Here is a 24,533-nt window from a genome sequence, read left to right as displayed (position 1 = left end):
CGAAATCGACACGGTTCGCAGTTCCGTCAGTTTCACCCTGGGGGCCAACGTCGAGAACCTCGTCCTGACCGGCAACGCCGTGACCAACGGTTTCGGCAACGACCTCAACAACACCCTGACCGGCAACGACCAGGCCAACACCCTCGACGGCGGCCTCGGCGCCGACATCATGATCGGCGGCGACGGCTTCGACACCTACTATGTCGATAACGTCGGTGATGTGGTTATCGAGACCGATGCCTCGCTGACGGCACTAGACCGTGTGTTCGCCTCCATCAGCTACACCCTCGGTGCCAACGTCGAGAATCTGATTCTGATTGGCAACGATTCCATCAACGGCACCGGCAACTCGGTCAACAACCGCATCACCGGTAACGACGCAAACAACACGCTCGACGGCGGCGCCGGTATCGATACGTTGATAGGGGGCGCAGGCAACGACACGTATATCGTCGACAACTCTGCCGATATCATTATCGAGACCAGTATCCTGACAACCGAAATCGATACCGTACGGTCTTCAGTCGATTGGACGCTGGGGGCCAATCTGGAAAATCTCGTGCTGACCGGCAGCGCCATCAATGGCACCGGCAACGACCTGAACAACATGCTCACGGGTAACAGCGCCAACAACACGCTCAATGGCGGCGCCGGTGACGACACCCTCGATGGCGGTCTTGGTGCCGACACCATGATCGGTGGCGACGGTTTCGACAGTTACTACGTTGATAACGTCAATGACGTCGTCATCGAGACCGACGCCTCGCTGACGGCACTCGACCGTGTGTTCTCCTCCATCGACTACACCCTCGGCGCCAACGTCGAGAATCTGGTCCTGATTGGCAGTGCCAACCTCAACGGCACGGGCAACGCAGTCAACAACCGCATCACCGGTAACATCGGCAATAACATCCTCGATGGCGGCATGGGTGCCGACACCATGATCGGGGGCGCCGGCGATGACACCTATGTCGTAGACAACGTCAACGATGTCGTGATCGAACAGGCTGGCGAAGGCCACGACCTGGTCCGAACCGGCTTTGGCTATACCCTTGGCGCCAACATCGAAGACCTGACGATGACGGGCAATTTCGATGGCTCGCTGAAGGGCAACGAGCTGGACAACGTCATCACCGGTAACGCGGGCCACAACTATATCGATGGCGGGCTTGGCGCGGACACCATGATTGGTGGCGCCGGCAATGATGTCTACTTCGTCGATAATCTTCAGGACGTTGTCATTGAGCTTGCCAATGAAGGAAATGATACCGTTTGGTCCAGTGTCGATTTCACGCTCCCGGACAACGTCGAAATCGGTTCCTTGATTGGCAACGCCAATCTGAATCTGACGGGTAGTGCGCAGAATAACTTCTTGAATGGTAACGAAGGCAACAACATTCTCGATGGCGGCCTTGGTGCCGATCAAATGTTTGGCGGGGGCGGCGACGATACCTATATCGTGGATAACGTCAATGACGTCGTGATGGAGGCCCCGGATAAAGGTCACGACCTTGTCCTGACCTCGGTCGACTACACCCTTGCGTATGACCTCGAGGACGGCACGATAACAGGCAATGCAGATGTGTACCTGAGAGGCAACAATCGCGATAACATCCTGATCGGAAACTCTGGCAATAACGAACTCCAGGGCTTTGACGGTATCGACCAGCTGTACGGTGGAGCAGGTAACGACACGCTATACGCCGGAATCGGCAATACCACACTGAACGGTGGCACCGGTGCCGACACCTTTGCCTTCACCAACCTGTTCCTTATCAATGCCGCAATGGGCGGACCCTCTCCTCAAAACGTCATTACCGATTTCAACGCCCTGGAAGGAGACAAGATCGACTTCTCCACCTTTGACGGCAACCCGACGACCGTCGGCATCCAGCACATGACCTTCATTGGCTCGAATGAATTCACCGGCTTCGGGCAACTGCGTTTCGTGGATAGTGTTTTGTCGGGGAACATGAGCGCCGACGCAGGCGGTTACTTCGAAGTGCACATGGTGGGTGTCAACTCGCTCAATGCCAACGACGTAATCGTCTAACCTCTGCACGCTCGAGCAATCGAAACCGATCAATAAAAACACCCCGCCTCGGCGGGGTGTTTTTATTCGCGCAAGTTATTCCTTAAGCCAGCAACCCCAGCTCCTTGGCCCTGGCCACTGCCTGTGTGCGCCGCTCGACCCCAAGCTTGCTGTTGATATGACTGGCGTGAGTTTTGACGGTGTGCAGTGAAATGAACAGCTGTTCGCTGATTTCCTGATTGGAACAGCCCTGGGCAATCAAACGCAGCACCGCCAGCTCCCGGCTGCTGAGTTGTTCGGCTGCGGTGGACTCAACCACCGGACGAGTAGCCACCAGCGGAAAATGCACCAGCAACTGCTGCCCTGCCAGCGCCGGTGAGGCGTGCAATTGGCTGCGCAACCAGTCCGGATATTCTCTGATCAGTGCGTCAAACGGCTGTATCACACCGCCAGCCGCCGCTTCCAGCGCCTGGCTCAACGCCTTGCGCGCTTCCGGTTCGCGGCCAGCGCCCAGCAACAAGGCGACCTTCTGCGCCAGCGCCATTACACACAGCAACTGTCGACCGGTTTGCTGACCGTTTTCCAGCAGCACATTCAACCGCCCTTCGGCGAGCATCGGCTGTCCCTGAATCACATCGAGCAGCGCTTGCTGCAGTTCGACATGCAATGGCAACTGTGGATGAAACTCCGGCGGCGCCGCTGCACGCTCGCCGGTGTAGGTCTGGCCCAGTCGTGCCAACCAGGCTTCAGCCAAATCGGTACGTCCCTGCATCAGCCACAGTTCGCATTTGACCAGGGTGATCATCGCCAGGTAGTAGATCGGCGGTACGTCCCAGATATGCATCAGGCGCTCGGCTTCGGCGAGTTCGGCAAAGGCCTTGGCAAACTCGCCTGAGCTGCCGTCCAGACGAGCGATCACGCAATGGCCGATCAACACACTGATATCACGGCAGGCCCGCGCTTCGGCCAGACCGCTCAGCAATCGAGCCCGGGCCTGCTGTGGCTGCAGACGCATGGACAACAGAAAACCTTCGTACAACGTCAGTCGCGCACGCACCGCGTACAGACGTTGCGCCGACAACCCGCGCAGACGATCAAGGCCCTGATGCACCTCATCCAGTGCCCGCAGAATCTCGCCACGGGCCTGCAACACCCGCGCCCGGTCGTAATGCGCCAAGGCTTCGAACAACGGATTGCCAACCCGCTGCGCCAGCTCGAGGGACTCACGGTTCAAGCCCCGGGCGCGCCACAGGTCGCCATCGGCAATCGCCAGATTGGATAACGTGGACAGGCACATCAGCCGCTGCCCATAACGTTTGACTGGCAGGCTTTCCAGCGCCTCGCTGCAATAGCGCTGGGTCAGTTCTCGATGTCCACGCCCACGGGCGATGATCCCGCTGAGCGCCAGCCACTGTGCAAGCATCGACTTCTGTGCGGAGGCCGAAGGCGCCGGCAGAAAGCGACTTAAATGACTGGCCAACTCCTCAGCGGCATCCAGCTGACAGGCCAGCCCCAGCGCCCAGCTATAGAGCACGATCAAGCGCGGCGTACTGATCAGCAGGCTGTCGGGCAGGTCCATCTTCCAACGCAGCAACATGCCGACGTTCTGCTCGGCGAGCAGTTGTTCCTCAGACAGGTTCTGCACCAGATTCGCCGCCACATCCAGATGGCCGGCACGCAGCGCCTGCTCGACCGCTTCATCGAGAAGGCCCTGCGCATTGAACCAGCGGCAGGCACGCAGGTGCAGTGTGGCGGCGGGCACTATCGCCCGAGCGATGGGCCGGCTGCGCAGCAGATCGGAAAACAGATGGTGATAGCGATACCAGTGCCCGTGCTCGTCCAGCGGCACCAGAAACACTTGATGCGCCAACAGAAACCGCAGGATTTCGCCGCTGTCGTGGGCTTCACGTACCGCGTCGCACAGCTCGCTGCAAAAGCGCTCCTGAGGTGCGGTGTCGTAGAGAAATGCCTGCACCTCGACGGGCAGGCAATCGATGACTTCTTCGAGCAGGTAGTCGCGAATCAGCCCTTCCCCGCCGTTCAGCGCTTGCGGCAATGCGGTTTCGTTGCCGGCTTCGGATGCCGCCAGCAACCAGAAACGCAGCCCGGCCACCCAACCTTCGCTGCGCTGAATCAGGTTTTCCAGCGCTTCGCCACGCAGCGACGTGCTATGCCGATCAAGCAGGGTCAGGGCTTCGTCATGGGTCAGGCGCAGATCCTGTTCATGCAGTTCGAGCAGTTGCCGCGACAGGCGCAGCCGCGCCAGATGCCAGTCCGGGCGCTGCCGACTGGTGACCATGACCAGCAAGCCATCGGGCAGATGATTGAGGAAAAACTGCAGGCAACGGTCGAGTACCGGGCCTTGGGCGAGATGGTAGTCGTCGAGCACCAGCAACAGCGGCGCCGTCGGTTGCAGTTGCAGGGCCAACTCATCGAGCAAGCCGTCGAGCCATTCTTCGAAGGCAAAGGGCTGATGACGCTGGCGCATTTTCAACAGGCCAAGCGCGCGACTGCCCAGATCCGGGAAGTAATCCTGCAGCCCTTCCAGCAACCGCTCGAGAAAGCGCCCCGGATCGTTATCCCGTGGACTCAATCCCAGCCACAGGCTTTGCCAGTGCGCCGGCAGGCTCTGACAGAACTCCACCGCGAGCGAACTCTTGCCGAACCCTGCAGGCGCGCAGACCAGCAACAGACGTCCACCGAGCCCGGCACTCAGGCGTTCACACAGACGCGGTCGCAAAACGTAACCGTCGGGCAGTGGCGGGCGAAAAAAACGCCCGTCCAGTGTCGCGACGGCAGCGCTTGCAGGATCCGGAAGCGGGGACAGATCAGTCATGGCCGGCTCTTGTTTGAATGGCTGTTGGCGGCGTAGCAGATGTCCGCAGCCTAGCCTTAAACGTAGCGGTTATGAAGGTTGCTGCTACAAATGGCTACAAAAAGACTGTCAGCGAGCCGGCAGCTCCTGCAAATCAAAGCAAAAAAAACGCCCCGAACCAGTCGGGGCGTTTTTTCGAGGATGCGGCCTCGGGTCAAAGCTTAGCGGATACCGTCCTGGCCCAGGTTGCCCGGCTGGAATTCGCTCTTGGTGGCAGAGAAACCGAAGTCATACGCCTGCTTCTCTTCGTTCTTCATGCCCAGCGCCAGGTAGCGGCCCGATTGCAGGTCGTACAGGGCTTCCAGTGCATACCACGGCACTTGCTTGTCGTAGTAGTCCTCGGCATGCGCCTCGGCCACACGCCACAGCTGACCGCGACCGTCGTAGTGGTCGATGACCGCTGCCTGCCAGGTGTCCTCGTCGATGTAGAAGTCACGTTTGGCATAGATATGGCGCTGACCCGGTTTCAGGGTGGCGACCACGTGCCAGACACGACGCAGCTCGTAACGGGTCAGATCCTGATTGATGTGGCCAGCCTTGATGATGTCGGCGTACTTGAGGGTCGGCGAGTCGATCTTGTAGCTGTTGGAGGCAATGTACATCTCCTTCTTGCCTTCGAGCTTCCAGTCGTAGCGATCCGGCGCACCGTTGTACATGTCGAGGTTGTCGGAGGTACGCAGACCGTCCGCCGCAGTGCCCGGACCGTCATACGATACTTGCGGTGCCTGACGCACACGACGCTGACCAGTGGCGTAAACCCAGGCCTTGCGCGGCTCCTTCACCTGGTCGAGGGTTTCGTGCACCAGCAGTACGGTACCGGCCAGACGTGCCGGCGCAGTCACTTTCTGCTTGAAGTAGAACAGGATGTTGCCCGGGTTGGCCGGGTCGTAGTCCTTCATCTTGTCGCGAAACACGAACTGGTCCTGGAAATACACCAGGCTGAACGAGCCGTTGGTTTGCGGCGTCGCCTGGGTCACCAGACGGGTCACGCTGCCACCGCGATAGCGGGTGATGTGGTTCCAGATCACCTCCAGACCGCTTTTCGGAATCGGGAACGGCACGGCGGTATCGAAGTTTTCCAGACCGTTGCCGCCAGCCACCAGATTGGTGGTGGTGGCGTTTTTCTTGATCGCGGCGAACACGTCATCCGGCACGGTCGAGCCGCGATGGGACGGGTAAACCGGAATCTTGAAGGTGTCCGGGTAGCGCTTGAACATCGCGTACTGGCCCGGTGCAAGCTTGTCCTTGTACTGCTCGACGTTCTGCGCGGTGATGGTGAACAGCGGCTTCTCACTGCCGAACGGATCGGACAGGAAGCCCTTGCTGTCGACCGTGCCGGCATTTTTCGGCAGCGGTTTCCAGGCCGGGATCGAACCGTCGGCGTTGCCGGCCATTTCGGCGCCCATCGGGGTCAGGCTCTTGCCTAGCTTGTCGGCTTCGGCGGCGGGAACGGCCGCCATGACGCTGGTCGCCAGCAGCGACAAGCCCAGAACACCCGCGTGGAACAGACTCTTTGTTATTTTCATATGTGTGTTCGTCCTGAAAAAACTGTGCTTAGAAGTTCACGCCGACGCTCAAGGCCACGAAGTCACGATCGTCCACGGTCGTGTAGTCGCCGCCAAAGAAGTTGGTGTAGGCCAGGCTCGCGGTGTAGGTGTTCTGGTATTCGGCATCGAGACCGAGGCTGATGGCCTTGCGACCTTCCTCGAAGTTGCCGCCAGGACCTGGCGAGTAACCTTTCACGTCATGCGACCAGGCCACGTTCGGCTTGAGGTTCACACCGGCGAACACGTCGCTGTAATCCCAGATGGCCCGAGCGCGATAGCCCCATGAGGTGGCCGTGGTGAAACCGTCGTTGTTGCAGTTGCTGGAAACGTTATCGCGCGAAGCCCCTGGACCGGCACCGTTGACCGTGGAGTTGTTGAGGATCTGCGAGCAGGTATTGAGACCACCCGTGGCAGGCAGCTCACCCGGGCCGAACACCGGGTCGCGGCCGTAACGGGCTTCGGATTTGCTTTCCAGGCCACCGACGTGGGTCACACCGACCTCACCCACCAGGGTCAGACGGTTGGCGCCCATCACCTGATCGAAGAAGTGCGTCAGGGTGGTTTGCAGTTGGGTAATTTCCTTGCGGTTGTAACCGTGCAGGTCCTGACCCGGCACGCCGTTGAGAATCGACGCGTTGGTCAACGCGCCACCCAGCGGACGTACGCCGGCGAACAGAATGTCGGTGGAGTTCAACTGCACCGGCGCATTCGGCCGGTAGCTGACCTCACCGCTCCACGCCGTACCGGTAGGCAGGGTGGTGGAGAAGCTCAGACCGTACAGGCGAATATCTTCAGGGTATTCGATGAAGTAGTTCGAGTTGCCTGCGACGACCAGTGGCCCCAGCGCCTGGAACGGCCCCGGCAATGCCGCCACGCCGTTATAGATACGTTGTGGCGCGCCGGTGGCGCTGAAGATCGGCGCACGGCTGTGGTAGTTCATGAAGTAGGCGCCGAACTCGGTGGCCAGCGGGTCGAACATGTACTTGGCGGAAACGCCCCACTGGCCGCTGTCGCGGGCGTTGCGGTTGGGCGAACGGCGCACCAGCACGCCTTCTTCGTTGACATCCACGCCGGCGGCGGCCAACGGCCCGAGCGCAATGCCCGGAATGGTCGAACGCTTGTTCAGGACCCGCAGGTTGTCGTCGCAACCGGTGGTGACGATGTCCGGCTGCGAGAAGAAGGTGCCGCAGTTGTCGGTCACGGTCTTCTGCCAGTCGATCTGGTAGAAACCTTCGGCCGAGAGGTTTTCGGTGATGCTCTGCGATACGTAGAACATGTTGACCGGAATCAGGCCTTCCTTGATTTCGGCACCCGGACGGCGGAACGCGGACACGTCGATCGGGTTGATCGAGTTGATGCCGCCACCGATGAAGGTACTTTCACCCCAGTTCACCACCTGCTTGCCCAGACGCACCGAACCCGGCTCATCGGCGATCGAGTAGTTGTGGTAAACGAAGGCGTCGAGGATCTGCCCGCCGGAGGAGCGCGCCGCGACGTCGCGGTTGTGGTTGCTGACGTCCTTGTATTCCAGGTCCTGATTCTGCAGCGCGAAGTCGTACCAGTATTTGCCCCGGACGAAGACCCCGGTGTCGCCGTATTTCAATTCGAGATCATGGATGCCCTTGAAGATCTTCGAGAAGGCTTGCCCGCTCTTGAAGTTCAGGTGGCCGTTATCGGAGGTCTGGGACAGGCCCTTTCCGCCGTTGTTGACACCAATAAGGTCCTTGTTCGGCTGCTGAGTCGAGATACTCATGCCCAGGGAGAGCGAGGAGTCGAACTGACCTTCGATTTCACCGACGTTGAAACTGACGCCGAATGCGGGCCCGGCGAGCGTAGAGGCAAGACTGACGGCCAGAGGCAGTTTAGCCCGGCGCCAGAACTGGTTTACTGATGTCATCGACGCTACTCCATGTGCATTATTGTTATGGCAGTGAGTACTTTTAAAAACGCCTGGAAGACCGGGAGCCAATAGCCGCCCGACGTCACTCCAAAGTTGCATCGCCCCTGTTCGTGCGTGTGCCCCGTTCTTAAAAATCCTTGAGCGGACTATAGCCAGCAGGGGGTACTGCTTGATCCCTCTAAAGTGTGATTTGCAACTGCCGGCCACTCTGGAACAGTCCTTTCGCCAGTCCGACAGATGTCGGCCCGGCAAGGATGGCTGATTTTTTCGATTTCACAAGCCAAGCGCTTGCTTGGTGGGTCTGGCGCGCCGGTTTCGGCGCGCCAGCAGACGCTCAGAGCGTCGAGAGGAAGGTGCTGTTGTTGGCCTGCCATTCGGTGATGTCGAGGCGAATGCGCTTCTTGTCGAGTTTGCCGACACTGGTCTTGGGAATTTCCGTAACAAGGGCGATCTGACTTGGAATCGCCCACTTGCTCAGGTGCCCCAGTTCCACGAACGGCTTGAGGTGTTCCTTGAGTTCGCGTGCGCCGATCGCGTGCCCTTCGCGGATCACCAGCAGTGCAAACGGCCGCTCGCCCCACTGCGGATCGGCGATGCCCACCACTGCTACTTCGCGTACCGCCGCGTGGCGGCTGATCAGGTCTTCCAGGTCCAGCGAGGAGATCCACTCACCGCCGGTCTTGATCACGTCCTTGATGCGGTCGCGGATGTCGATCACGCCCATGCTGTCGAGCGTTGCCACATCGCCGGTGTGCAGCCAGCCGCCGGCCCAGAGCTCGGCGCCCTTCTGCGGCTCGTTGAAATAGCCCTCGGTGAGCCATGGCGCACGCAGCACCAATTCGCCCTGGGTTTCGCCATCGGCGGGCAGGAAGTTGCCGTCGCCATCGACGATCGCCGCTTCCACCAGCGGCCCCGGCACACCGGCCTTGATCCGGTAAGTGGTGCGTTCGTCTTCGGTGCCGGCCATCAACTCGTCGTTGAGGTGCGCGCAGGAAACCAGTGGCCCGGTTTCCGACATGCCGTACGCCGCCGTCAGCTGAATGCCCCGGGCCTTGGCGGTTTCATACAGCGTGCGGTTGAGCGCGCTGCCACCGATGACGATCTTCCAGCCGCCGAAATCGGTGCCTTGCGCGCCTTTGGCATTGAGCAGCATCTGCAGGATGGTCGGCACGCAGTGGGAGAACGTGACCTTCTCCTTGCGCCACAGCTCGACGAGGAATTCAGGGTCGTAACGCCCCGGATAAACCTGCTTGAGACCAAGCATGGTCGCCACGTAAGGCAAGCCCCAGGCATGCACGTGGAACATCGGAGTGATCGGCATGTACACGTCGTTGGTCCCGAGCAGCCGTACGCTGTCGATCGCGCCCATGATCGTCGACACGCCCATGGTATGCAGCACCAGTTGCCGATGGGTGAAGTACACGCCTTTCGGGTTGCCGGTGGTGCCCGTGGTGTAGAAGGTGGTGGCGACCGAGTTTTCGTCGAAATCCTGGAAGTCGTAGTGCGGACTCGCGGCGGCCAGCAGTTGCTCGTACTCGCCGACCAGGTTCGGCAGCTCGGCGGTCTTTTCCGGCAGATCGGTGAGCAGCAGGGTTTTCTCCACCGTGGTCAGGTGCGGCGCGATGGCCTGATACAGCCCGACGAACTCGCTGTTGACCAGCACGAAGCGGTCCTCGGCGTGGTTCATGGTGTAGAGGATCTGCTCCGGCGACAGACGCACGTTGATGGTGTGGATCACCGCGCCGATCATCGGAATGGCAAACATGCATTCGAGGTAGCGATGGCTGTCCCAGTCCATCACCGCCACGGTGTCACCCGCCTTCACCCCGGCCGCCGTCAACACGTTGGCCAGCCGCGCAACCCGCTCGATCAGGGTCGGATAGCTGTAGCGCAACTGGTCTCGGTAGATGATCTCGCGGGTTTTCTCGTAACGGGCGCCGGACATCAGCAGCCGTTTGATCAGCAATGGATACTGGTAGGCCCCATCGGCCGGGGGAATGACGCGAGTCTGCAACATATGAATCCCTTTTCTGGCTGCACGGTGTTGGCGTAGAGAGCGTTACTCTAGAGCCGTTATACCCCAGTCAAATCAGCCGAAGGAATGATTTGCACAGCCGTACAAATGCTAGCTTTGCGCCAGCATTTGCCGGTATTCAGCGCGGATCAGGCGGATTGTCCTCCGGTAGGAGCTGCCGCAGGCTGCGATCTTTTGACTCTGCTTTTAGAAGATCAAAAGATCGCAGCCTGCGGCAGCTCCTACAAGTGAGTGTGATCAATGCATCTCGGTAAACGCGATTTTCACGCCGAGAGCGATCAGCACCGCGCCCATGGTGCGGTCGAACCAATGGCCCATGCGGGCAAAACCGGCACGTACACGTTGCTGACTGAACAGCATTGCCACCAGACAGAACCAGAACGCGGTCGCAACGGCCAGGTAAACCCCGTAACCCGCCTGCACCGCCAGTGGCGTGTGCGGGTTGATCACAACGGTAAACAGCGACAGGAAGAACAGCGTGGCTTTCGGATTCAGACCATTGGTCACGAAGCCCGAGGTGAACGCGCCGCGCGCCGTGCGTACGCCGGCCTCTTTGTGCAGATCATCGGCCACGACTTTCGCCGGTTGCGCGCGCAGCGCCTTGAAGCCGATGTACAGCAAGTAAGCGGCGGCGGCCCATTTCAAGGCGTTGAACAGCACGATCGACTGCGACACGATCAGGCCGATGCCCAGCAACGAATAACCGACATGCAGGAAAATCGCCGTGCCCACGCCCAGTGCGGTCCAGGTGCCGGCGCGACGGCCATGGGTCACGCTCTCGCGCACCACCACGGCAAAGTCCGGGCCGGGGCTGGCCACGGCCAGCAGATGGATCAGGGCAACGGTCAAGAATTCGGTCCAGTACATGGGGGCTCCTCTTTAATGAGTAAAACAATTCATCAACTGGCTCAAACCCTGTGGCGAGGGAGCTTGCTCCCGCTCGGCTGCGCAGCAGTCGTAAAACCTGAAACACCGGTGTGCCTGACACAGTACGGTGAATGGGTTTGGGTCTGCTTCGCAGCCCAGCGGGAGCAAGCTCCCTCGCCACAGGGTATTGCGGGCGCTGTGAGTAACCAATTGTTTCATCTGGTAGGCTCGGCAGATTACGCCTTCCGTTCCAAGCACAAAAGGTACAGTTGATGACGAACCCGCGCCGCGCCGTATTCCTTGATCACCCGTCACTGGATCTCGGCGATCTCGACCTCAGCCCGTTGCGCGCCTGCTTCGGCGACCTGCAACTGTTCGCCCAGACCGCCCCTGAACAAGTCGCCGAACGCCTGCACGGCGCCAGCGTGGCGATCACCAACAAGATCCGCATCGATGCCGCCGCGATGGCCGCCAACCCGGATCTGCAACTGATCCTGATCACCGCCACCGGCACCAACAACGTCGATCTGGACGCGGCTCGCGCCCACGGCATCACCGTGTGCAACTGTCAGGGTTACGGCACGCCGTCGGTGGCGCAGCACACGATCATGTTGCTGCTCAATCTCGCCACGCGCCTGGCCGATTATCAGAAAGCCGTCGGCGAAGGTCGCTGGCAGCAGGCGCAACAGTTCTGTCTGTTGGACTACCCGATTGTCGAGCTGGAAGGCAAAACCCTCGGTTTGCTCGGTCACGGTGAGCTCGGCGGCGCGGTCGCGCGGCTGGCCGAAGCGTTTGGCATGCGTGTGTTGCTCGGGCAGATTCCCGGCCGCCCGGCACGCCCGGATCGTCTGCCACTAAACGAACTGCTGCCGCAGATCGACGCCCTGACCCTGCACTGCCCGCTCAATGAACACACCCGACACTTCATCGGTGCCCGCGAACTGGCGGCGATGAAACCCGGCGCCTTCGTGGTCAACACCGCCCGTGGCGGGTTGATCGACGAGCAGGCCCTGGCCGATGCCTTGCGCAACGGTCACCTCGGCGGCGCGGCCACCGATGTGCTCAGCGTTGAACCGCCGGTCAACGGCAATCCGTTGCTGGTCGCCGATATTCCCCGACTGATCGTCACCCCGCACAATGCCTGGGGCAGCCGTGAAGCACGGCAGCGTATCGTCGGCCAATTGACCGAAAACGCACAGGCGTTCTTCAGCGGTGAAGCGCTGCGGGTCGTCAGTTGATAAACTGCGGCACTTTTTTTCCAGGGAGCAGTTATGGATCCGCGCAGTGAAGTACTGCTTCGTCAGGCCGAATTATTTCAGGGTTCGCTGCTGTTGGCCGGTTTGCCTGCCGACGATCTGCTCGGGCGCCTGCCCAATGCATTCGGCTGGTGCTGGCATGCCGGCGATCAGGCCGCCCTCGATGCGCGCTTCGAAGGTCGCAGCCATTTCGGCGTGAACGTGCCGGAGCGCGAGTTCGACAGCGCCGTGGTGTTTTTGCCCAAGTCCAAGGATCTGACCGATTACATCCTCAACGCCGTGGCCGCACGTCTGCCCGGGCGCGAGGTGTTTCTGGTCGGGGAAAAGCGCAGCGGCATCGAGGGTGCATCGAAGCAGCTCAACCCGTTCGGCAAACCACGCAAACTCGACAGCGCCCGTCACTGCCAACTGTGGCAAGTGACTGTGGCCAACGCACCTGAAGCCAAATCACTGGAAAGCCTGGCGCAGACCTATGAGCTGCCGCTGGCCGAAGGTCCGCTTAAAGTCATCAGTCTGCCGGGCGTGTTCAGCCATGGTCGACTGGATCGCGGCAGCGCCCTGCTGCTGGAGCATCTGGACAAGTTGCCGAGCGGCCACCTGCTCGACTTCGGCTGTGGCGCCGGGGTTTTGGGCGCGGCGGTCAAACGGCGCTATCCACACAATCAGGTGACCCTGCTCGACGTCGATGCGTTTGCCGCCGCCAGCAGCCGCCTGACGTTGGCGGCCAACGGTCTGGAAGCCGAGGTGCTGACCGGTGACGGCATCGACGCCGCGCCGATGGGGTTGAACGCGATTCTGAGCAATCCGCCGTTCCATGTCGGGGTGCATACCGATTATTTCGCCACCGAGAACTTGCTGCGAAAAGCGGCCAAACATCTGAAAAACGGTGGCGAACTGCGCCTGGTTGCGAACAGTTTCCTGAAGTATCAGCCGCTGATCGAGGAGCATCTGGGCGTGTGTGCGATCAAGGCCGAAGGCAATGGTTTCCGGATTTACCGGGCCAAGCGCGGCTGAAAATTAGCACTTGCCGAATGGGTTCTGCCTAGGCAGAATCCGCTCCGTCCTAGGGGAGTAGTCTCCCACGAGCGCCAAGCTCGTCCGGCATACGTCAACATACTTGATCCTCAGATCATGGCGTATGCGACCCAAGCGTCCGCACCAGACGGATCGCAGGGTTTGACAAGACCTATGACACGCACACCTTACCCGGGGCGGGAAGGCTGTACGTGTCATAGCCGTGTCGACCCGCCCCTTAGGAAAATCCTGATGCTGGACTCGTTACTCGTTCCCACCGCAATCGTTGCCTTGGCCGAAATCGGCGACAAGACGCAACTGCTCGCGCTGATTCTCGCCGCTCGCTTTCGCAAACCCTGGCCGATCATCGCCGGTATCGTCGCCGCGACCCTGGCCAACCACGCGGCAGCCGGTGCGGTAGGCGCCTGGTTCGGCAGCTTCTTCTCCGATTCTGTTCTGCACTGGATTCTCGCCGCGAGCTTCACCGCCACTGCGCTGTGGACACTGGTCCCGGACAAGATGGACGACGATGAAGCCAGCACCGCGCGCAAATTCGGGCCATTCCTGACCACGCTGATCGCGTTCTTCCTGGCGGAAATCGGTGACAAGACGCAGATCGCCACGGTAATGCTGGCGGCGCAATACCCAGAGCTGTGGCTGGTGATTATCGGCACCACGGCGGGCATGCTAATTGCCAACGTGCCGGTGGTATTGGCGGGTAACTTTGCCGCGGAGAAATTGCCACTGACCTTGATCCGTCGCCTGGCGGCTTCGGCGTTCTTCATTCTGGCGATCGTGGCGGTGTACAAGGCGATGCAGAGCAGCGGCTGGGTTTAATTCCAGCCTGAAGTAACACTGAACTGTGGCGAGGGAGCTTGCTCCCGCTGGGCTGCGGAGCGGCCCAACCTCTGCAATCGCGGTTTAACAGTTTCACCGCATTTGCTGCATTTACGACTGCTTCGCAGCCGAGCGGGAGCAAGCTCCCTCGCCACAATGGCCCGGTCTATCTCAGGATTTCGGGGCTTTCTCGTACAGCGGCATGACTTTCGGAATCGCCGCCTGCAACGAGGCGATCCGGCTGGCCGAGGCCGGGTGAGTGCTCATGAACTCCGGCGGTGCACCTTCCGAAGCCTTGCTCATCTTGTTCCACAAGGTGATCGCCGCATTCGGGTTGTAGCCGGCGCGCGCGGCCAGTTCCAGACCGATCAGGTCGGCTTCGTTTTCGTTGGCGCGGCTGTTGGGCAAGGTCATGCCGTAGTTGGCCACGGTGTCGGCCAGCGCCAGGCTGTCCTGTCCCAGACCGAACAACGCACCGGCACCCTGCTTGGCCATTTCAATGCCATAAGCCTTGGACATCGCTTCACGACCGTGCTCGCGCAGGGCGTGGGCGATTTCATGGCCCATGACCGCAGCGATTTCATCGTCGGTCAGTTTCAGGCTGTCGATCAGCCCGGTGTAGAAAATGATCTTGCCGCCAGGGCCGCAGTTGGCGTTGAGCTCATCGCTCTTGATCAGATTGACTTCCCATTGCCACTGCGCGGCGTCCGGACGGAAGTTCGGTGCCTGGGCGATCAGCCGGTTGGCAATCGCCTGAACCCGCTTGGCTTCGGGGCTGGTCTTGTCCAGCACGCCTTTGCTCGACGCCTCGCCAACGGTCTTCTGATAGGACTGGGCATACATCTGGTCGACCTCTTGCGAGGACAGCATGCTGAACATGTACTGCTTGCGCTCCACACCGACGGCTCCGCCGCTGGTGGTGTTGACCGACTGACAACCGGCCAGCAACAGCGCTGCGCTCAGTGCACTTACAACCAATGTCTTGTTCATTCAAAAGCTCCCTGAAAACCTGCCGCGTATCCTAGGGGGTGAATTGTATCGGCGCCAGATACAACAGACGTGTTGCAGCGTCTTTCGGAAATTTCCCACCGCTGCTGTCGTAAAAAATTCACAGCGCCGTTCAGATGCGCTGCCACAGCGTCGCGCACGGGTCCATTTGCGACATCACCCACCCAATGTTCCACTCGCTACTCATGGCGCAATGCCTGCTGCCGATACAACAGCGCAGACGTCCTCTTGCGTGCGGAGCTCCCATGAAGTTCAAGTCGATCCAGTTTTCCGTCGCCGCCCTGGCCGGCGCCATCGTGCTCAGCGTGGTTGCCGCGCTGGTGCTGTACGCGCTGTTTTCCGGCGCCCGCACCCAGGACATGGTGCAACAGCGCACCCAGGCGCAGTTCGAGCAAGTCATCGAACAGCGTCTGACCTCGCTGGCACAGACGCAGGTCAGTCAGATCCAGCGTGAACTCGAAGCGCCACTGCTGATTGCCGGCGGACTGGTGCGGGTCAACGCGTTGCTCGGCACACCGGGCGCCGACGGCCAGCCGAAACTGACCGTCAGCCGTGAGCAATTGATCAGCCTGATCAAGGAAAACGTCGAGAAGAACCCGAAGATTCTCGGCACCTACATCGGCTGGGAAAAAAACGCCCTGGACCACAATGACGCCGCCTACATCGGCACCAGCGTGGTCGGTATCGACGCGGCCAACGGGCGCTTTCTGCCCTGGTGGTTCCGCAATGACGACGGCACCCTGGGCCTGGACAAACTGGTGGACGTCGACGACCAGAAAGTCCTGTCCACCGGCGTGCGCGCCAGCGAGTACTACCTGTGCTCGAAAGAGAGCAAGAAATCCTGCGTGATCGATCCGGCGCCGTACAAAGTCGGCGACAAGGTCGTGATGCTCGCTTCGTTCATTGAACCGATCATGCTCAACGGCGCGTTCCAGGGCATCGTCGGCGCCGACCTGTCGGTGAACTTCATCCAGGAAATGCTCCTCGGCGCCAACCAGAAGCTGTACGGCGGCGCCGGGCAGATGGCCCTGATCGGTGGCAACGGCCGGATCGTTGCCTACACCCAGGACCCGAGTAAATTCGGTGAAAAGGTCAGCGACATTCTCGACGCCGAGCAGATTGCCAACATGGCCAATCTCAAACGTGGCGAAGTCACCTACTCCGTCAACAAGGACAAGGGCCGCATCGAGCTGTACCTGCCGTTCGGCATCGGCCAGACAGACGCGCGCTGGACACTGATGCTGCAACTGCCGCTGAACGCGGTGATGGCGGATCTGCAGAAACTGCAAGCCGACCTCGATGCCCAGCGCAAATCCGACACTTTCGGCATGGCCATGGTCGGCCTGATCATCGCCGCCATCGGTCTGCTGGTGATCTGGCTGGTGGGCCACGGTATCGCCCGACCGCTGAAGCAGATGGTCGCCATGCTCGATGACATTGCCAAAGGTGAAGGCGATCTGACCCGCCGCTTGAGCAGTGATCGCAGCGATGAACTGGGCTCGATTGCCAAAGGCTTCAACACCTTCCTCGCCAAATTGCAGGCGATGATCACGCAGGTGGTGACATCAGTGCAGAGCGTCAGCGATTCCTCCGAACATACCGCCGACATTGCGATTCGCACCAACATCGGCATTCAGAAGCAAATGGCCGAGATCGATCAGGTCGCCACCGCGGTGCAGGAAATGACCGCCACCGCGCAAGACGTGGCGCGCAATGCCACTCAGGCTGCGCAAGCCGCCAGCCATGCGGATCAGGCTGCCGGTCAGGGCATGCAGATTGTCCGTGACACCTCGAATTCGATTGGTGTGCTGGCGGTGGAAATCGGCAAGGCCGTGGAGGTGGTGCAGACCCTGGCCAAGGACAGTGAAAACATCAATGCGATCCTCACCGCGATTCGCGGGATCGCCGAGCAGACCAACCTGTTGGCATTGAACGCGGCAATCGAAGCGGCGCGAGCCGGCGAGCAGGGGCGCGGCTTTGCCGTGGTGGCGGACGAGGTGCGCAATCTGGCGCAGAAAACCCAGAAGGCCACCGAAGAAATCCAGAGCATGATCCAGCAATTGCAACAGGGCACCCGCGATGTGGTGCGGGTCATGGAAGACAGCCAGAACCGCACCGACGAAAGCGTGCAGCATGCGGCGAAAGCCGCCGAGGCGCTGGAGACGATTACTCAGGCGGTGTCGGTGATCAATGACATGAACACGCAGATCGCCAGTGCGGCGGAAGAGCAGAGCGCGGTGGCGGATGACATCAACCGCAACGTGATCAATATCGGTCAGGTGGCGAATGAAGTCGCGGGTGGTGCGGACGAGTCGAGTTCGGCCAGTGCGGGTCTGACCAAACTGGCGGAGCAGCAGCGGCGGTTGATCAATCAGTTCAAGGTTTGAGAGCAAGATCAAAAGATCGCAGCCTGCGGCAGCTCCTACACAGGGATATGCGTTTCCCTGTAGGAGCTGCCGCAGGCTGCGATCTTTTCGCTTTTCACATCAACCCGGGGTCAGACACTCCGGCCCATTGAGCTTCGGATCATTCACCAGATTCGCCAGCACCCGCTCGCGCAACGCGGCCGGTTCACTGGCGAGCAAGCCCTGCAGCACATGCAACGGCGTCGCAGGATCGAGCCAGGCCGCCTGCCCTGCCTCATCGAGAATCAACGGTCGGCGCTGACTGGCCGCCGGCTGCGTGATGACGGCGGTGCTCAGCCACACTTGCTCCTGCACCGGATAGGCCTCCCAGATCGCCGCAAAAAACAGCGACGAACCCTCACCCGGCGTCAACCAGTACGGACGCTTGCGCAGGTTGCCGCGCCATTCGTAGAAACCGTTGGCCGGCAGCAGGCAGCGGCGCAGGCGCAGCGCCTCGCGAAACATCGGCTGTTCGGCCACCGTTTCCGCCCGGGCATGCGCCGGGGTGCGCGACAGATCGGTCAGCCACGGCGGCGTCAGGCCCCAGCGGGCGCGGGCCAGCGTGCGTTGGCCGTCAGCCTCGGCACGCAGCATCAACACCGAATCATTGGGGGAAATGTTCCACTGCGCCTGCTGATCGGCGGGAAACCCGGGCAGGGCCGCAAAATCGCGGTTCCAGCGAAACAGAGCATAACGTCCACACATGGGGCAACACGACTCAAAAGTAAAACGAACGTCAGCCTAACAGACCAGTGTCCCGGGGAAGCTCTCCGGTTCATCGCCGGGCAGCGGCAGCGCGGCATTGTACGCGGTGATCAGTTCGCGGGCGTACTCGGCCTGATCGTTTTCGACCGACAGACCGAGCAGGCCGAAAATCGGCAATTCGCCCGTGCCGCCGAGCAGATCGCGGCCCACCAGGTGCGCCTCGATGCCTTCACTGGCGAGCATGCCCTTGAGCATCTCGCCTTCCATCAGGTTTTCCGGCTCGTAGATTCGCTGCATGCGCGCCCCTCACTCGTTTTCGCTGAAGACTTCCAGAAACCAATCCTCGCCATGCACCTGCAAGACAAACGTGATCGGTCGACAACACACCTGACAGTCCTCGATGTAGGTCTGATCGCCGCCAGACAGGTCTACCGTCGTCTCGACCGTTTCCCCACAATAAGGACATTCGTATTCAGCGGCTTCCAGCATCGCGGTCTCCCAGGTGACTTGTGCGTATAATCGCCGGTCTATTTGCAGGGCTATTTTTGTCTGGCTACTTTTTCAGACCGTGCCCCGCGGGTTTTCGATCAAAACCTTTACTTACCCTAGCCGTTTCCAACAAGAGAGCATGATGGGCGAATTCGATGCCATCCGACCTTACGACGACAGCGAAGTACCTGCGGTACTGGCAAGACTGCTCGGCGACAAGGCGTTTCTAGATATCCTCACCCACTTCCGCTTCCCGCGTTTTGCCGGTGCCTTCGGCTGGATGCTCAAACCACTTATAGCCCATCGATTGCGTCGTGAGTTTGCCGACGTGACCTCCGTGGCCACTTTGCAGGACAAAGTCGAGTTCTACGTCGACCACACCATCGAGCGCGCCACTGATGGCGTGACCTACACCGGTGTCGAGCAATTCAAGTCCGGCAGCGCCTACCTGTTCATCGCCAACCACCGCGACATCGTGATGGACCCGGCCTTCGTCAACTACGCGGTGTACCACGCCGGCCTGCCGACGCCGCGCATCGCGATCGGCGACAACCTGCTGCAAAAGCCCTTCGTCAGCGATCTGATGCGCCTGAACAAGAGCTTTATCGTGCACCGCTCGATCACCGGGCGTCGCGAGAAGATGGCGGCGTATCAGTTGCTGTCGGCGTACATCAACCACTCGATCCGCAATGATTGCGCCTCGATCTGGATCGCCCAGGCCGAGGGCCGGGCGAAGGATGGCGACGACCGTACCGAGTCGGCGATCCTCAAGATGTTCCACATGAGCCGCAAGGACGAGCCGTTCGGCGAAGTGATTCAGTCGCTGAACCTGACCCCGGTGTCGATCAGTTACGAATACGACCCGTGCGACCAGGCCAAGGCCCGCGAGCTGTACATCCGCGCCACCACCGGCACCTACGCCAAGGCGCCGGGCGAGGATGACGTGAGCATTGCCAAGGGCATCACCGGCTACAAGGGTCGGGTGCACGTGAACTTCGCCGCACCGATCAGCGAGCTGTTCGAAGACACCAAGCAATTGGCGGTCGAGATGGACAAGCAGATTCTCGGCGGATATCGCCTGTTCCCGGTGCATTACCTGGCGTATGCGATGTGGGCCGATGCCGATCCGCAATTGAACGTGCCGAAGGCCGCCGAGGTGTTCCCGGCCGATGAACTGGCCAAGGCGCAGGAAGAATGGCAGCGCCGACTGGATGCCTGCCCACAGGAACATCGTCCGTATCTGGTGCTGCAATATGCGACGCCGGTGCGTAATCAGTACCGCGTAAAGGCCGGGTTGCCGTTGTAAACAGGCATAGCGGAGCCCCTGTGGCGAGGGGATTTATCCCCGATGGGTCGCGAAGCGGCCCCAGGATTCTGCCTGAATAATCATGGGCCTGCTGCGCAGGCCATCGGGGATAAATCCCCTCGCCACAAGGTTTTGCATTCGCTTCAGAAGCGCGTACTGATCCAGGAAACGATCAGCGCCAGCCCGAGGCAGGCAAAACCGAAGCGGTAGAAAAAGCGGTTCATGCGCAACGTCGCCCAATCCAGAATCGGTTCGGCGTTCGGCTGGGCCTGGCGTTGAGCGGCGATGCTGGCCATGGCGCGTTGCTCACGACGGCGGGTCGCGTGCAGCAGCCAACTGCCCGGGAAGGCCAGGGCCAGCGCCAGCAGGTTGATCAATTTGGCGGGATGGGCAGTAAACAGCGTCATCAAGTGCAGCGACATCACAGACCTCGGAACTGAATCGGTGTGGCAGACGCCCGATCGACGACTGCGGCGCGGATTCTACCGAAACACGCCTGCACTCCCCTACCCTTTACGACAAATAACCTGACAATCGACCGATGGCTGTCCTGTGTCACGGCATCGTCATTTACATCGGCCACCATGCGCGCCTCGAAACACACATGGAACGCGACATGCTGCACGCCGAAAACCAGGATCGCCTGTACCTCATCACCCCGACCGACGAACAACAAAGCCTCGTCGGCAGCCTTGCCTTCAATGTTCAGGATCGCCACTGGCTGGTGTATTGCGCCCTCGGCGGGCATCAGCATGCGGATTTGCCGGAAACAGATCTGCTGACCGGTGTGAGCATGCTCGACTTCTACTCCCAAGCCGCCTGAACAACACCGCCCCCCTGTAGGAGCTGCCGCAGGGTCAGCGGGGAATCAGTGGACATTAAAAAGCCCGGGCCATCACTGGCACCGGGCTTTTTCACGTCAGCCGCAAAGCTTATTCGGCGAGGATCTGACCCACGGTCGGGTCCTTGAACAGACGGGTCAGGGCATCGCTCAACACGTCGCTGACCAGCTTGGTGTTGGTTTCCTGGTTCGGCGCCATGCCGAAACGCTGATCCAGCGAAGCGCCGTAGCGGCCGCTGTAGCGACGATTGCCGCTCTGCACGTCGGAGCGGAAGGTCGCGCCGATGGTGGCTTCGGTCACGTACATGCCTTCTTTCGGCGATTGGTACTTCAGCTCGGTCAGGGTCACGGTCAGTTGCGGTGCGTTCATCCCGTTGCTGGTCGGGGTGAAGCCGAGCAGACGCACGGCGGCTTCAGCCTGAGCCTGCAGCTTGGGCAGGATCTGCTCGCGCTGCACGGTGATCGCGCTGGTTTCCGGGTACAGGCCGCCACGGGTGCCGAGGGTTGGCGACGGACGACCGTCCACCACGCGCACCACCACTTGCTGACCATGGCCGACCGGGGCCAGCTGGGTGGTCAGCTTCGGTTCCGGGCTCAGTTGTTGCGGGCTGTGGGCGCAGCCAACCAGGGTCAAACTGGTCACAGTGATCAAACCGAACAACAGGCGTTGCAACATGCTCTTTTCTCCAGAATCAGGCACAGACAGGCCGGCAGTATAGCGGTGGGCCACTGCGGGTCACCAGCACTCGACAGTGAATACTGAAATGTCTGACAAACCCTGGGGAACGCGGTTCCTGTCACAGATTATTCACCGCCCATACACCTTGGCGTCACGGCCGCCCGGCACGCTTCAAACCAGTCCCCAACAAGGTACTCGGCCATGCGTTATCTGATCTCGTTGTTCGCTCCACGCCCGCTGCACCGCAGCTTTGCCCTGCTCGACCGCAACGGTCATTGCCAGGCATTCAAGCAATGCAGCCTGCAACCGATGGGCGATGGCTGGGTGGAAATCGAAGAAATCCGTCTCAACTGGTTGCACCAGCCACTGCCCGCCAGCGCCCGCGTCATACCGTCGCAGCCCCGTGCACGGGTGCAAGCGATGTTAAGCATCTGACCGGATGCCTAATAAAAGTCATTAAACACGAGCAACTGCCCGCATTTCTTCGATACAATCTCCCCCCGATTATAAGGACGTCTCCTGATCGGGCCCCGCAACAGCGTCAATGCGCATGCATCGACAACCAAATCGCCCACAGAGAGCCGCCCACACAGATCGAGTGAAGTTGGCGCGCTTGCCTGTTCTTCCGGCAAAAACCCCGCTTTTCGCGAATCTGCAGAGCTGTCATGACGCTCGGCCACCGCGTTGTTTTGCCCTTGCGGGCAGGGTGCCAGGCCTGGACAGCCCTTTTTTGAGGTTCACGTCTTCAAAAGAGCGTGAAAAAAACGGGTTTTCACAACTTCACAAGAGTGTGGCGAGCAAATGAAAAGTTTTGCGTCTGAACATGCACCATTAGCGTCTGAAACAGCCCAACGACACAGGACCGGGTATACCTCGAACATCGGAGCCTGAAGCCTGTCCGCTACGGATTTGGTTGCACAAAAACGGATGTCTCGACCATAAGTCGAATTGCCAGCCGCGTGCTGAAATGAGTTCATGGAGCTCTTGAAGCCAGGCCGCATGCATCCGTCGAAGTTGCGAAAAATTGCGAAGATTCGGACATGACGAACCTGACCATGGGTATCCGGGGCGCAACTGACCTGCCCCGTCACTCCCTGGCAGCCATGCCGACAATTTGGTGCTGCAGATTTTGGAGACGCGTTAAATGGCGCATAACGAAGCAGTCGACGTAGTTCTGGTTGGGGCCGGCATCATGAGTGCCACCCTGGCAGTACTGCTCAAAGAGCTCGACCCGGCGATCAAGCTGGAAGTCGTCGAGTTGATGGATTCCGGTGCCGCGGAGAGTTCCAACCCGTGGAACAACGCCGGTACCGGCCACGCCGGCCTGTGCGAGCTGAACTACACGCCGCAGGCAGCCGACGGCAGCGTCGATATCAAGAAAGCCGTGCACATCAACACCCAGTTCGAAGTGTCCAAGCAGTTCTGGTCGTACCTGACCAAGAAAGGCACCTTCGGCTCGTGCAAATCCTTCATCAGCCCGGTGCCGCACCTGAGCTTCGTGCAGGGTGACAAAGGCGTGTCGTTCCTCAAGGAACGCTTCAACGTGCTGCACAAGCACCACGCCTTCGCCGACATGGAATACACCGAAGACAAGGCCAAGATGGCCGAGTGGATGCCGCTGATGATGCCGGGCCGCTCGCCAGACGAAGTCTTGGCCGCGACCCGCGTGATGAACGGCACCGACGTCAACTTCGGCGCCCTGACCAATCAGTTGCTCAAGCACCTGACCAGCGCACCGGACACCCAGGTTAAGTACTGCAAGCGCGTCACCGGCCTCAAGCGTAACGGCGCCGGCTGGACCGTCAGCATCAAAGACGTCAACAGCGGCGCCAGCCGTGAAGTCGACGCCAAGTTTGTCTTCCTCGGCGCTGGCGGCGCGGCTCTGCCATTGCTGCAGGCCTCGGGCATCGAAGAAAGCAAAGGCTTCGGCGGCTTCCCGATCAGCGGCCAGTGGCTGCGTTGCGACAACCCGGAAGTGGTCAAGCACCACCAGGCCAAGGTTTACAGCCAGGCGGCAGTCGGTTCGCCACCGATGTCGGTGCCGCACCTGGACACCCGTGTGGTCGATGGCAAGAAATCCCTGCTGTTCGGGCCATACGCCGGTTTCACCACCAAGTTCCTCAAGCACGGCTCCTTCATGGACCTGCCGCTGTCGGTTCGCGCCGGCAACATCGGACCGATGCTGGCGGTGGCGAAAAACAACATGGACCTGACCAAGTACCTGGTCAGCGAAGTGATGCAATCGATGGAGCAGCGCCTGGATTCCCTGCGCCGCTTCTACCCGGAGGCGAAAGCCGAAGACTGGCGCCTGGAAGTGGCCGGCCAACGGGTACAGATCATCAAGAAAGACCCGAAAAAGGGCGGCATCCTGCAATTCGGTACCGAACTGGTCGCGGCGAAAGACGGTTCCCTCGCCGCCCTGCTCGGCGCTTCGCCAGGCGCTTCGGTGACCGTTTCGATCATGCTCGAGCTGATCGAGAAATGCTTCCCGGCCAAGGCCAAGGGTGAGTGGGCAGCCAAACTGGCGGAGATCTTCCCGGCCCGCGAGAAGGTTCTGGAAACCGATGCTGCGCTGTATCGCAAGATCAACACGCAGAACAACATCGCCCTGGAACTGGTGGAAGAAAGCAGCGAGACCCCAAGCTTCGCTTGATCTTGCGGCATAAAAAACGCCCCGCACTCAGTGAGTGCGGGGCGTTTTTTTTATGGCCGAAATTTGAAACACTGACCTCTGTGG

General features: G+C 60.4%; 20 protein-coding genes, 1 pseudogene and 1 riboswitch. Of the genes and pseudogenes, 10 read left to right on the top strand and 11 right to left on the bottom strand.

Translation table 11 applies throughout. The features are described from left to right. Positions 1–2,053 (top strand): beta strand repeat-containing protein (locus tag PMI25_RS13205; RefSeq protein WP_007961827.1); only part of this gene is annotated, 2,053 nt, incomplete at its 5' end. An 82-nt stretch (positions 2,054–2,135) separates the two neighbouring features. Here the strand turns inward: PMI25_RS13205 and PMI25_RS13200 are convergent. The 5 genes from PMI25_RS13200 to PMI25_RS13180 all read right to left on the bottom strand — a co-directional run bounded on the left by PMI25_RS13200 (position 2,136) and on the right by PMI25_RS13180 (position 11,256). Next, positions 2,136–4,868 carry a LuxR C-terminal-related transcriptional regulator gene (locus tag PMI25_RS13200; RefSeq protein ID WP_007961830.1) on the bottom strand — a complete coding sequence of 911 codons (2,733 nt, stop codon included), beginning with the start codon at positions 4,866–4,868 and terminating at the stop codon, positions 2,136–2,138. A gap of 200 nt (positions 4,869–5,068) precedes the next feature. Next, entirely contained in the window at positions 5,069–6,433 is a 1,365-nt protein-coding gene (locus tag PMI25_RS13195; RefSeq protein ID WP_007961831.1) for a DUF1329 domain-containing protein, read from the bottom strand. A 28-nt stretch (positions 6,434–6,461) separates the two neighbouring features. Continuing rightward, positions 6,462–8,351: a DUF1302 domain-containing protein gene (locus PMI25_RS13190; protein WP_007961832.1), complete on the bottom strand. Its 1,890-nt coding sequence runs from the start codon at positions 8,349–8,351 to the stop codon at positions 6,462–6,464. Between the two features lie 337 nt (positions 8,352–8,688). Further along, the gene (locus PMI25_RS13185) at positions 8,689–10,371 is read right to left on the bottom strand and encodes a fatty acid--CoA ligase (protein WP_007961833.1); all 1,683 of its coding nucleotides are present in this window, start codon (positions 10,369–10,371) and stop codon (positions 8,689–8,691) included. A gap of 255 nt (positions 10,372–10,626) precedes the next feature. After that, positions 10,627–11,256, bottom strand: a complete 630-nt coding sequence (locus tag PMI25_RS13180) for a LysE family translocator (protein WP_007967726.1) — start codon at positions 11,254–11,256, stop codon at positions 10,627–10,629. A gap of 272 nt (positions 11,257–11,528) precedes the next feature. On the opposite strand from PMI25_RS13180, the gene PMI25_RS13175 reads away from it, so the two are divergent. The 3 genes from PMI25_RS13175 to PMI25_RS13165 all read left to right on the top strand — a co-directional run bounded on the left by PMI25_RS13175 (position 11,529) and on the right by PMI25_RS13165 (position 14,363). Beyond that, positions 11,529–12,494 carry a 2-hydroxyacid dehydrogenase gene (locus PMI25_RS13175; RefSeq protein WP_007967723.1) on the top strand — a complete coding sequence of 322 codons (966 nt, stop codon included), beginning with the start codon at positions 11,529–11,531 and terminating at the stop codon, positions 12,492–12,494. A gap of 33 nt (positions 12,495–12,527) precedes the next feature. After that, on the top strand, positions 12,528–13,526 hold the full coding sequence (locus tag PMI25_RS13170) for a class I SAM-dependent methyltransferase (protein WP_003228088.1): 999 nt from the start codon (positions 12,528–12,530) through the stop codon (positions 13,524–13,526). Between the two features lie 39 nt (positions 13,527–13,565). Beyond that, positions 13,566–13,690, top strand: a riboswitch (yybP-ykoY riboswitch). An 88-nt stretch (positions 13,691–13,778) separates the two neighbouring features. Continuing rightward, positions 13,779–14,363: a TMEM165/GDT1 family protein gene (locus PMI25_RS13165; protein WP_007967721.1), complete on the top strand. Its 585-nt coding sequence runs from the start codon at positions 13,779–13,781 to the stop codon at positions 14,361–14,363. A 171-nt stretch (positions 14,364–14,534) separates the two neighbouring features. Here the strand turns inward: PMI25_RS13165 and PMI25_RS13160 are convergent, their stop codons facing one another. Next, entirely contained in the window at positions 14,535–15,353 is an 819-nt protein-coding gene (locus PMI25_RS13160; RefSeq protein WP_007967719.1) for a M48 family metallopeptidase, read from the bottom strand. Positions 15,354–15,487: 134 nt separating this feature from the next. On the opposite strand from PMI25_RS13160, the pseudogene PMI25_RS29925 reads away from it, so the two are divergent. Beyond that, positions 15,488–16,903: pseudogene (locus PMI25_RS29925) on the top strand (HAMP domain-containing protein); the annotation flags it as partial. A gap of 12 nt (positions 16,904–16,915) precedes the next feature. Next, a complete protein-coding gene (locus PMI25_RS29920; protein WP_371921170.1) occupies positions 16,916–17,758 on the top strand; it encodes a methyl-accepting chemotaxis protein in 843 nt (280 codons plus the stop codon). 99 nt (positions 17,759–17,857) lie between these two features. Here PMI25_RS29920 and PMI25_RS13150 read toward each other — a convergent pair whose 3' ends face one another. From PMI25_RS13150 to PMI25_RS13140, 3 genes are read right to left on the bottom strand one after another with little or no spacing between them, the layout of a single operon-like run. Further along, positions 17,858–18,481 carry an SOS response-associated peptidase gene (locus PMI25_RS13150; RefSeq protein ID WP_007967716.1) on the bottom strand — a complete coding sequence of 208 codons (624 nt, stop codon included), beginning with the start codon at positions 18,479–18,481 and terminating at the stop codon, positions 17,858–17,860. A 36-nt stretch (positions 18,482–18,517) separates the two neighbouring features. After that, a complete protein-coding gene (locus PMI25_RS13145; protein ID WP_003228093.1) occupies positions 18,518–18,778 on the bottom strand; it encodes a putative signal transducing protein in 261 nt (86 codons plus the stop codon). A gap of 9 nt (positions 18,779–18,787) precedes the next feature. Further along, positions 18,788–18,970, bottom strand: a complete 183-nt coding sequence (locus tag PMI25_RS13140; RefSeq protein ID WP_007967714.1) for a CPXCG motif-containing cysteine-rich protein — start codon at positions 18,968–18,970, stop codon at positions 18,788–18,790. 142 nt (positions 18,971–19,112) lie between these two features. On the opposite strand from PMI25_RS13140, the gene PMI25_RS13135 reads away from it, so the two are divergent. Next, a complete protein-coding gene (locus tag PMI25_RS13135) occupies positions 19,113–20,276 on the top strand; it encodes a 1-acyl-sn-glycerol-3-phosphate acyltransferase (RefSeq protein ID WP_007967711.1) in 1,164 nt (387 codons plus the stop codon). Positions 20,277–20,419: 143 nt separating this feature from the next. On the opposite strand, the gene PMI25_RS13130 is transcribed toward PMI25_RS13135, so the two are convergent. Next, the gene (locus tag PMI25_RS13130; protein ID WP_007967709.1) at positions 20,420–20,698 is read right to left on the bottom strand and encodes a hypothetical protein; all 279 of its coding nucleotides are present in this window, start codon (positions 20,696–20,698) and stop codon (positions 20,420–20,422) included. A 194-nt stretch (positions 20,699–20,892) separates the two neighbouring features. Between PMI25_RS13130 and PMI25_RS13125 the strand changes: the two genes are divergently transcribed. Continuing rightward, complete coding sequence (locus PMI25_RS13125) at positions 20,893–21,099, top strand: hypothetical protein (protein WP_045122054.1); 207 nt, start codon at positions 20,893–20,895, stop codon at positions 21,097–21,099. A 109-nt stretch (positions 21,100–21,208) separates the two neighbouring features. On the opposite strand, the gene PMI25_RS13120 is transcribed toward PMI25_RS13125, so the two are convergent. Continuing rightward, positions 21,209–21,793, bottom strand: a complete 585-nt coding sequence (locus PMI25_RS13120) for a YajG family lipoprotein (RefSeq protein ID WP_003228101.1) — start codon at positions 21,791–21,793, stop codon at positions 21,209–21,211. A gap of 204 nt (positions 21,794–21,997) precedes the next feature. On the opposite strand from PMI25_RS13120, the gene PMI25_RS13115 reads away from it, so the two are divergent. Both PMI25_RS13115 and mqo read left to right on the top strand, forming a co-directional pair. Beyond that, the gene (locus tag PMI25_RS13115) at positions 21,998–22,231 is read left to right on the top strand and encodes a hypothetical protein (protein ID WP_003228102.1); all 234 of its coding nucleotides are present in this window, start codon (positions 21,998–22,000) and stop codon (positions 22,229–22,231) included. 709 nt (positions 22,232–22,940) lie between these two features. Beyond that, on the top strand, positions 22,941–24,449 hold the full coding sequence (gene mqo / locus PMI25_RS13110; protein ID WP_007967703.1) for a malate dehydrogenase (quinone): 1,509 nt from the start codon (positions 22,941–22,943) through the stop codon (positions 24,447–24,449). The last annotated feature ends 84 nt before the right edge of the window (positions 24,450–24,533 follow it).

Origin of the sequence: Pseudomonas sp. GM30 (genome assembly GCF_000282275.2) — a bacterium.
In the GTDB taxonomy this organism is placed as follows: Bacteria; Pseudomonadota; Gammaproteobacteria; order Pseudomonadales; family Pseudomonadaceae; genus Aquipseudomonas.
Note: the sequence above shows the minus strand (reverse complement) of the source record. Positions and strands in the feature narration are given on the sequence as shown.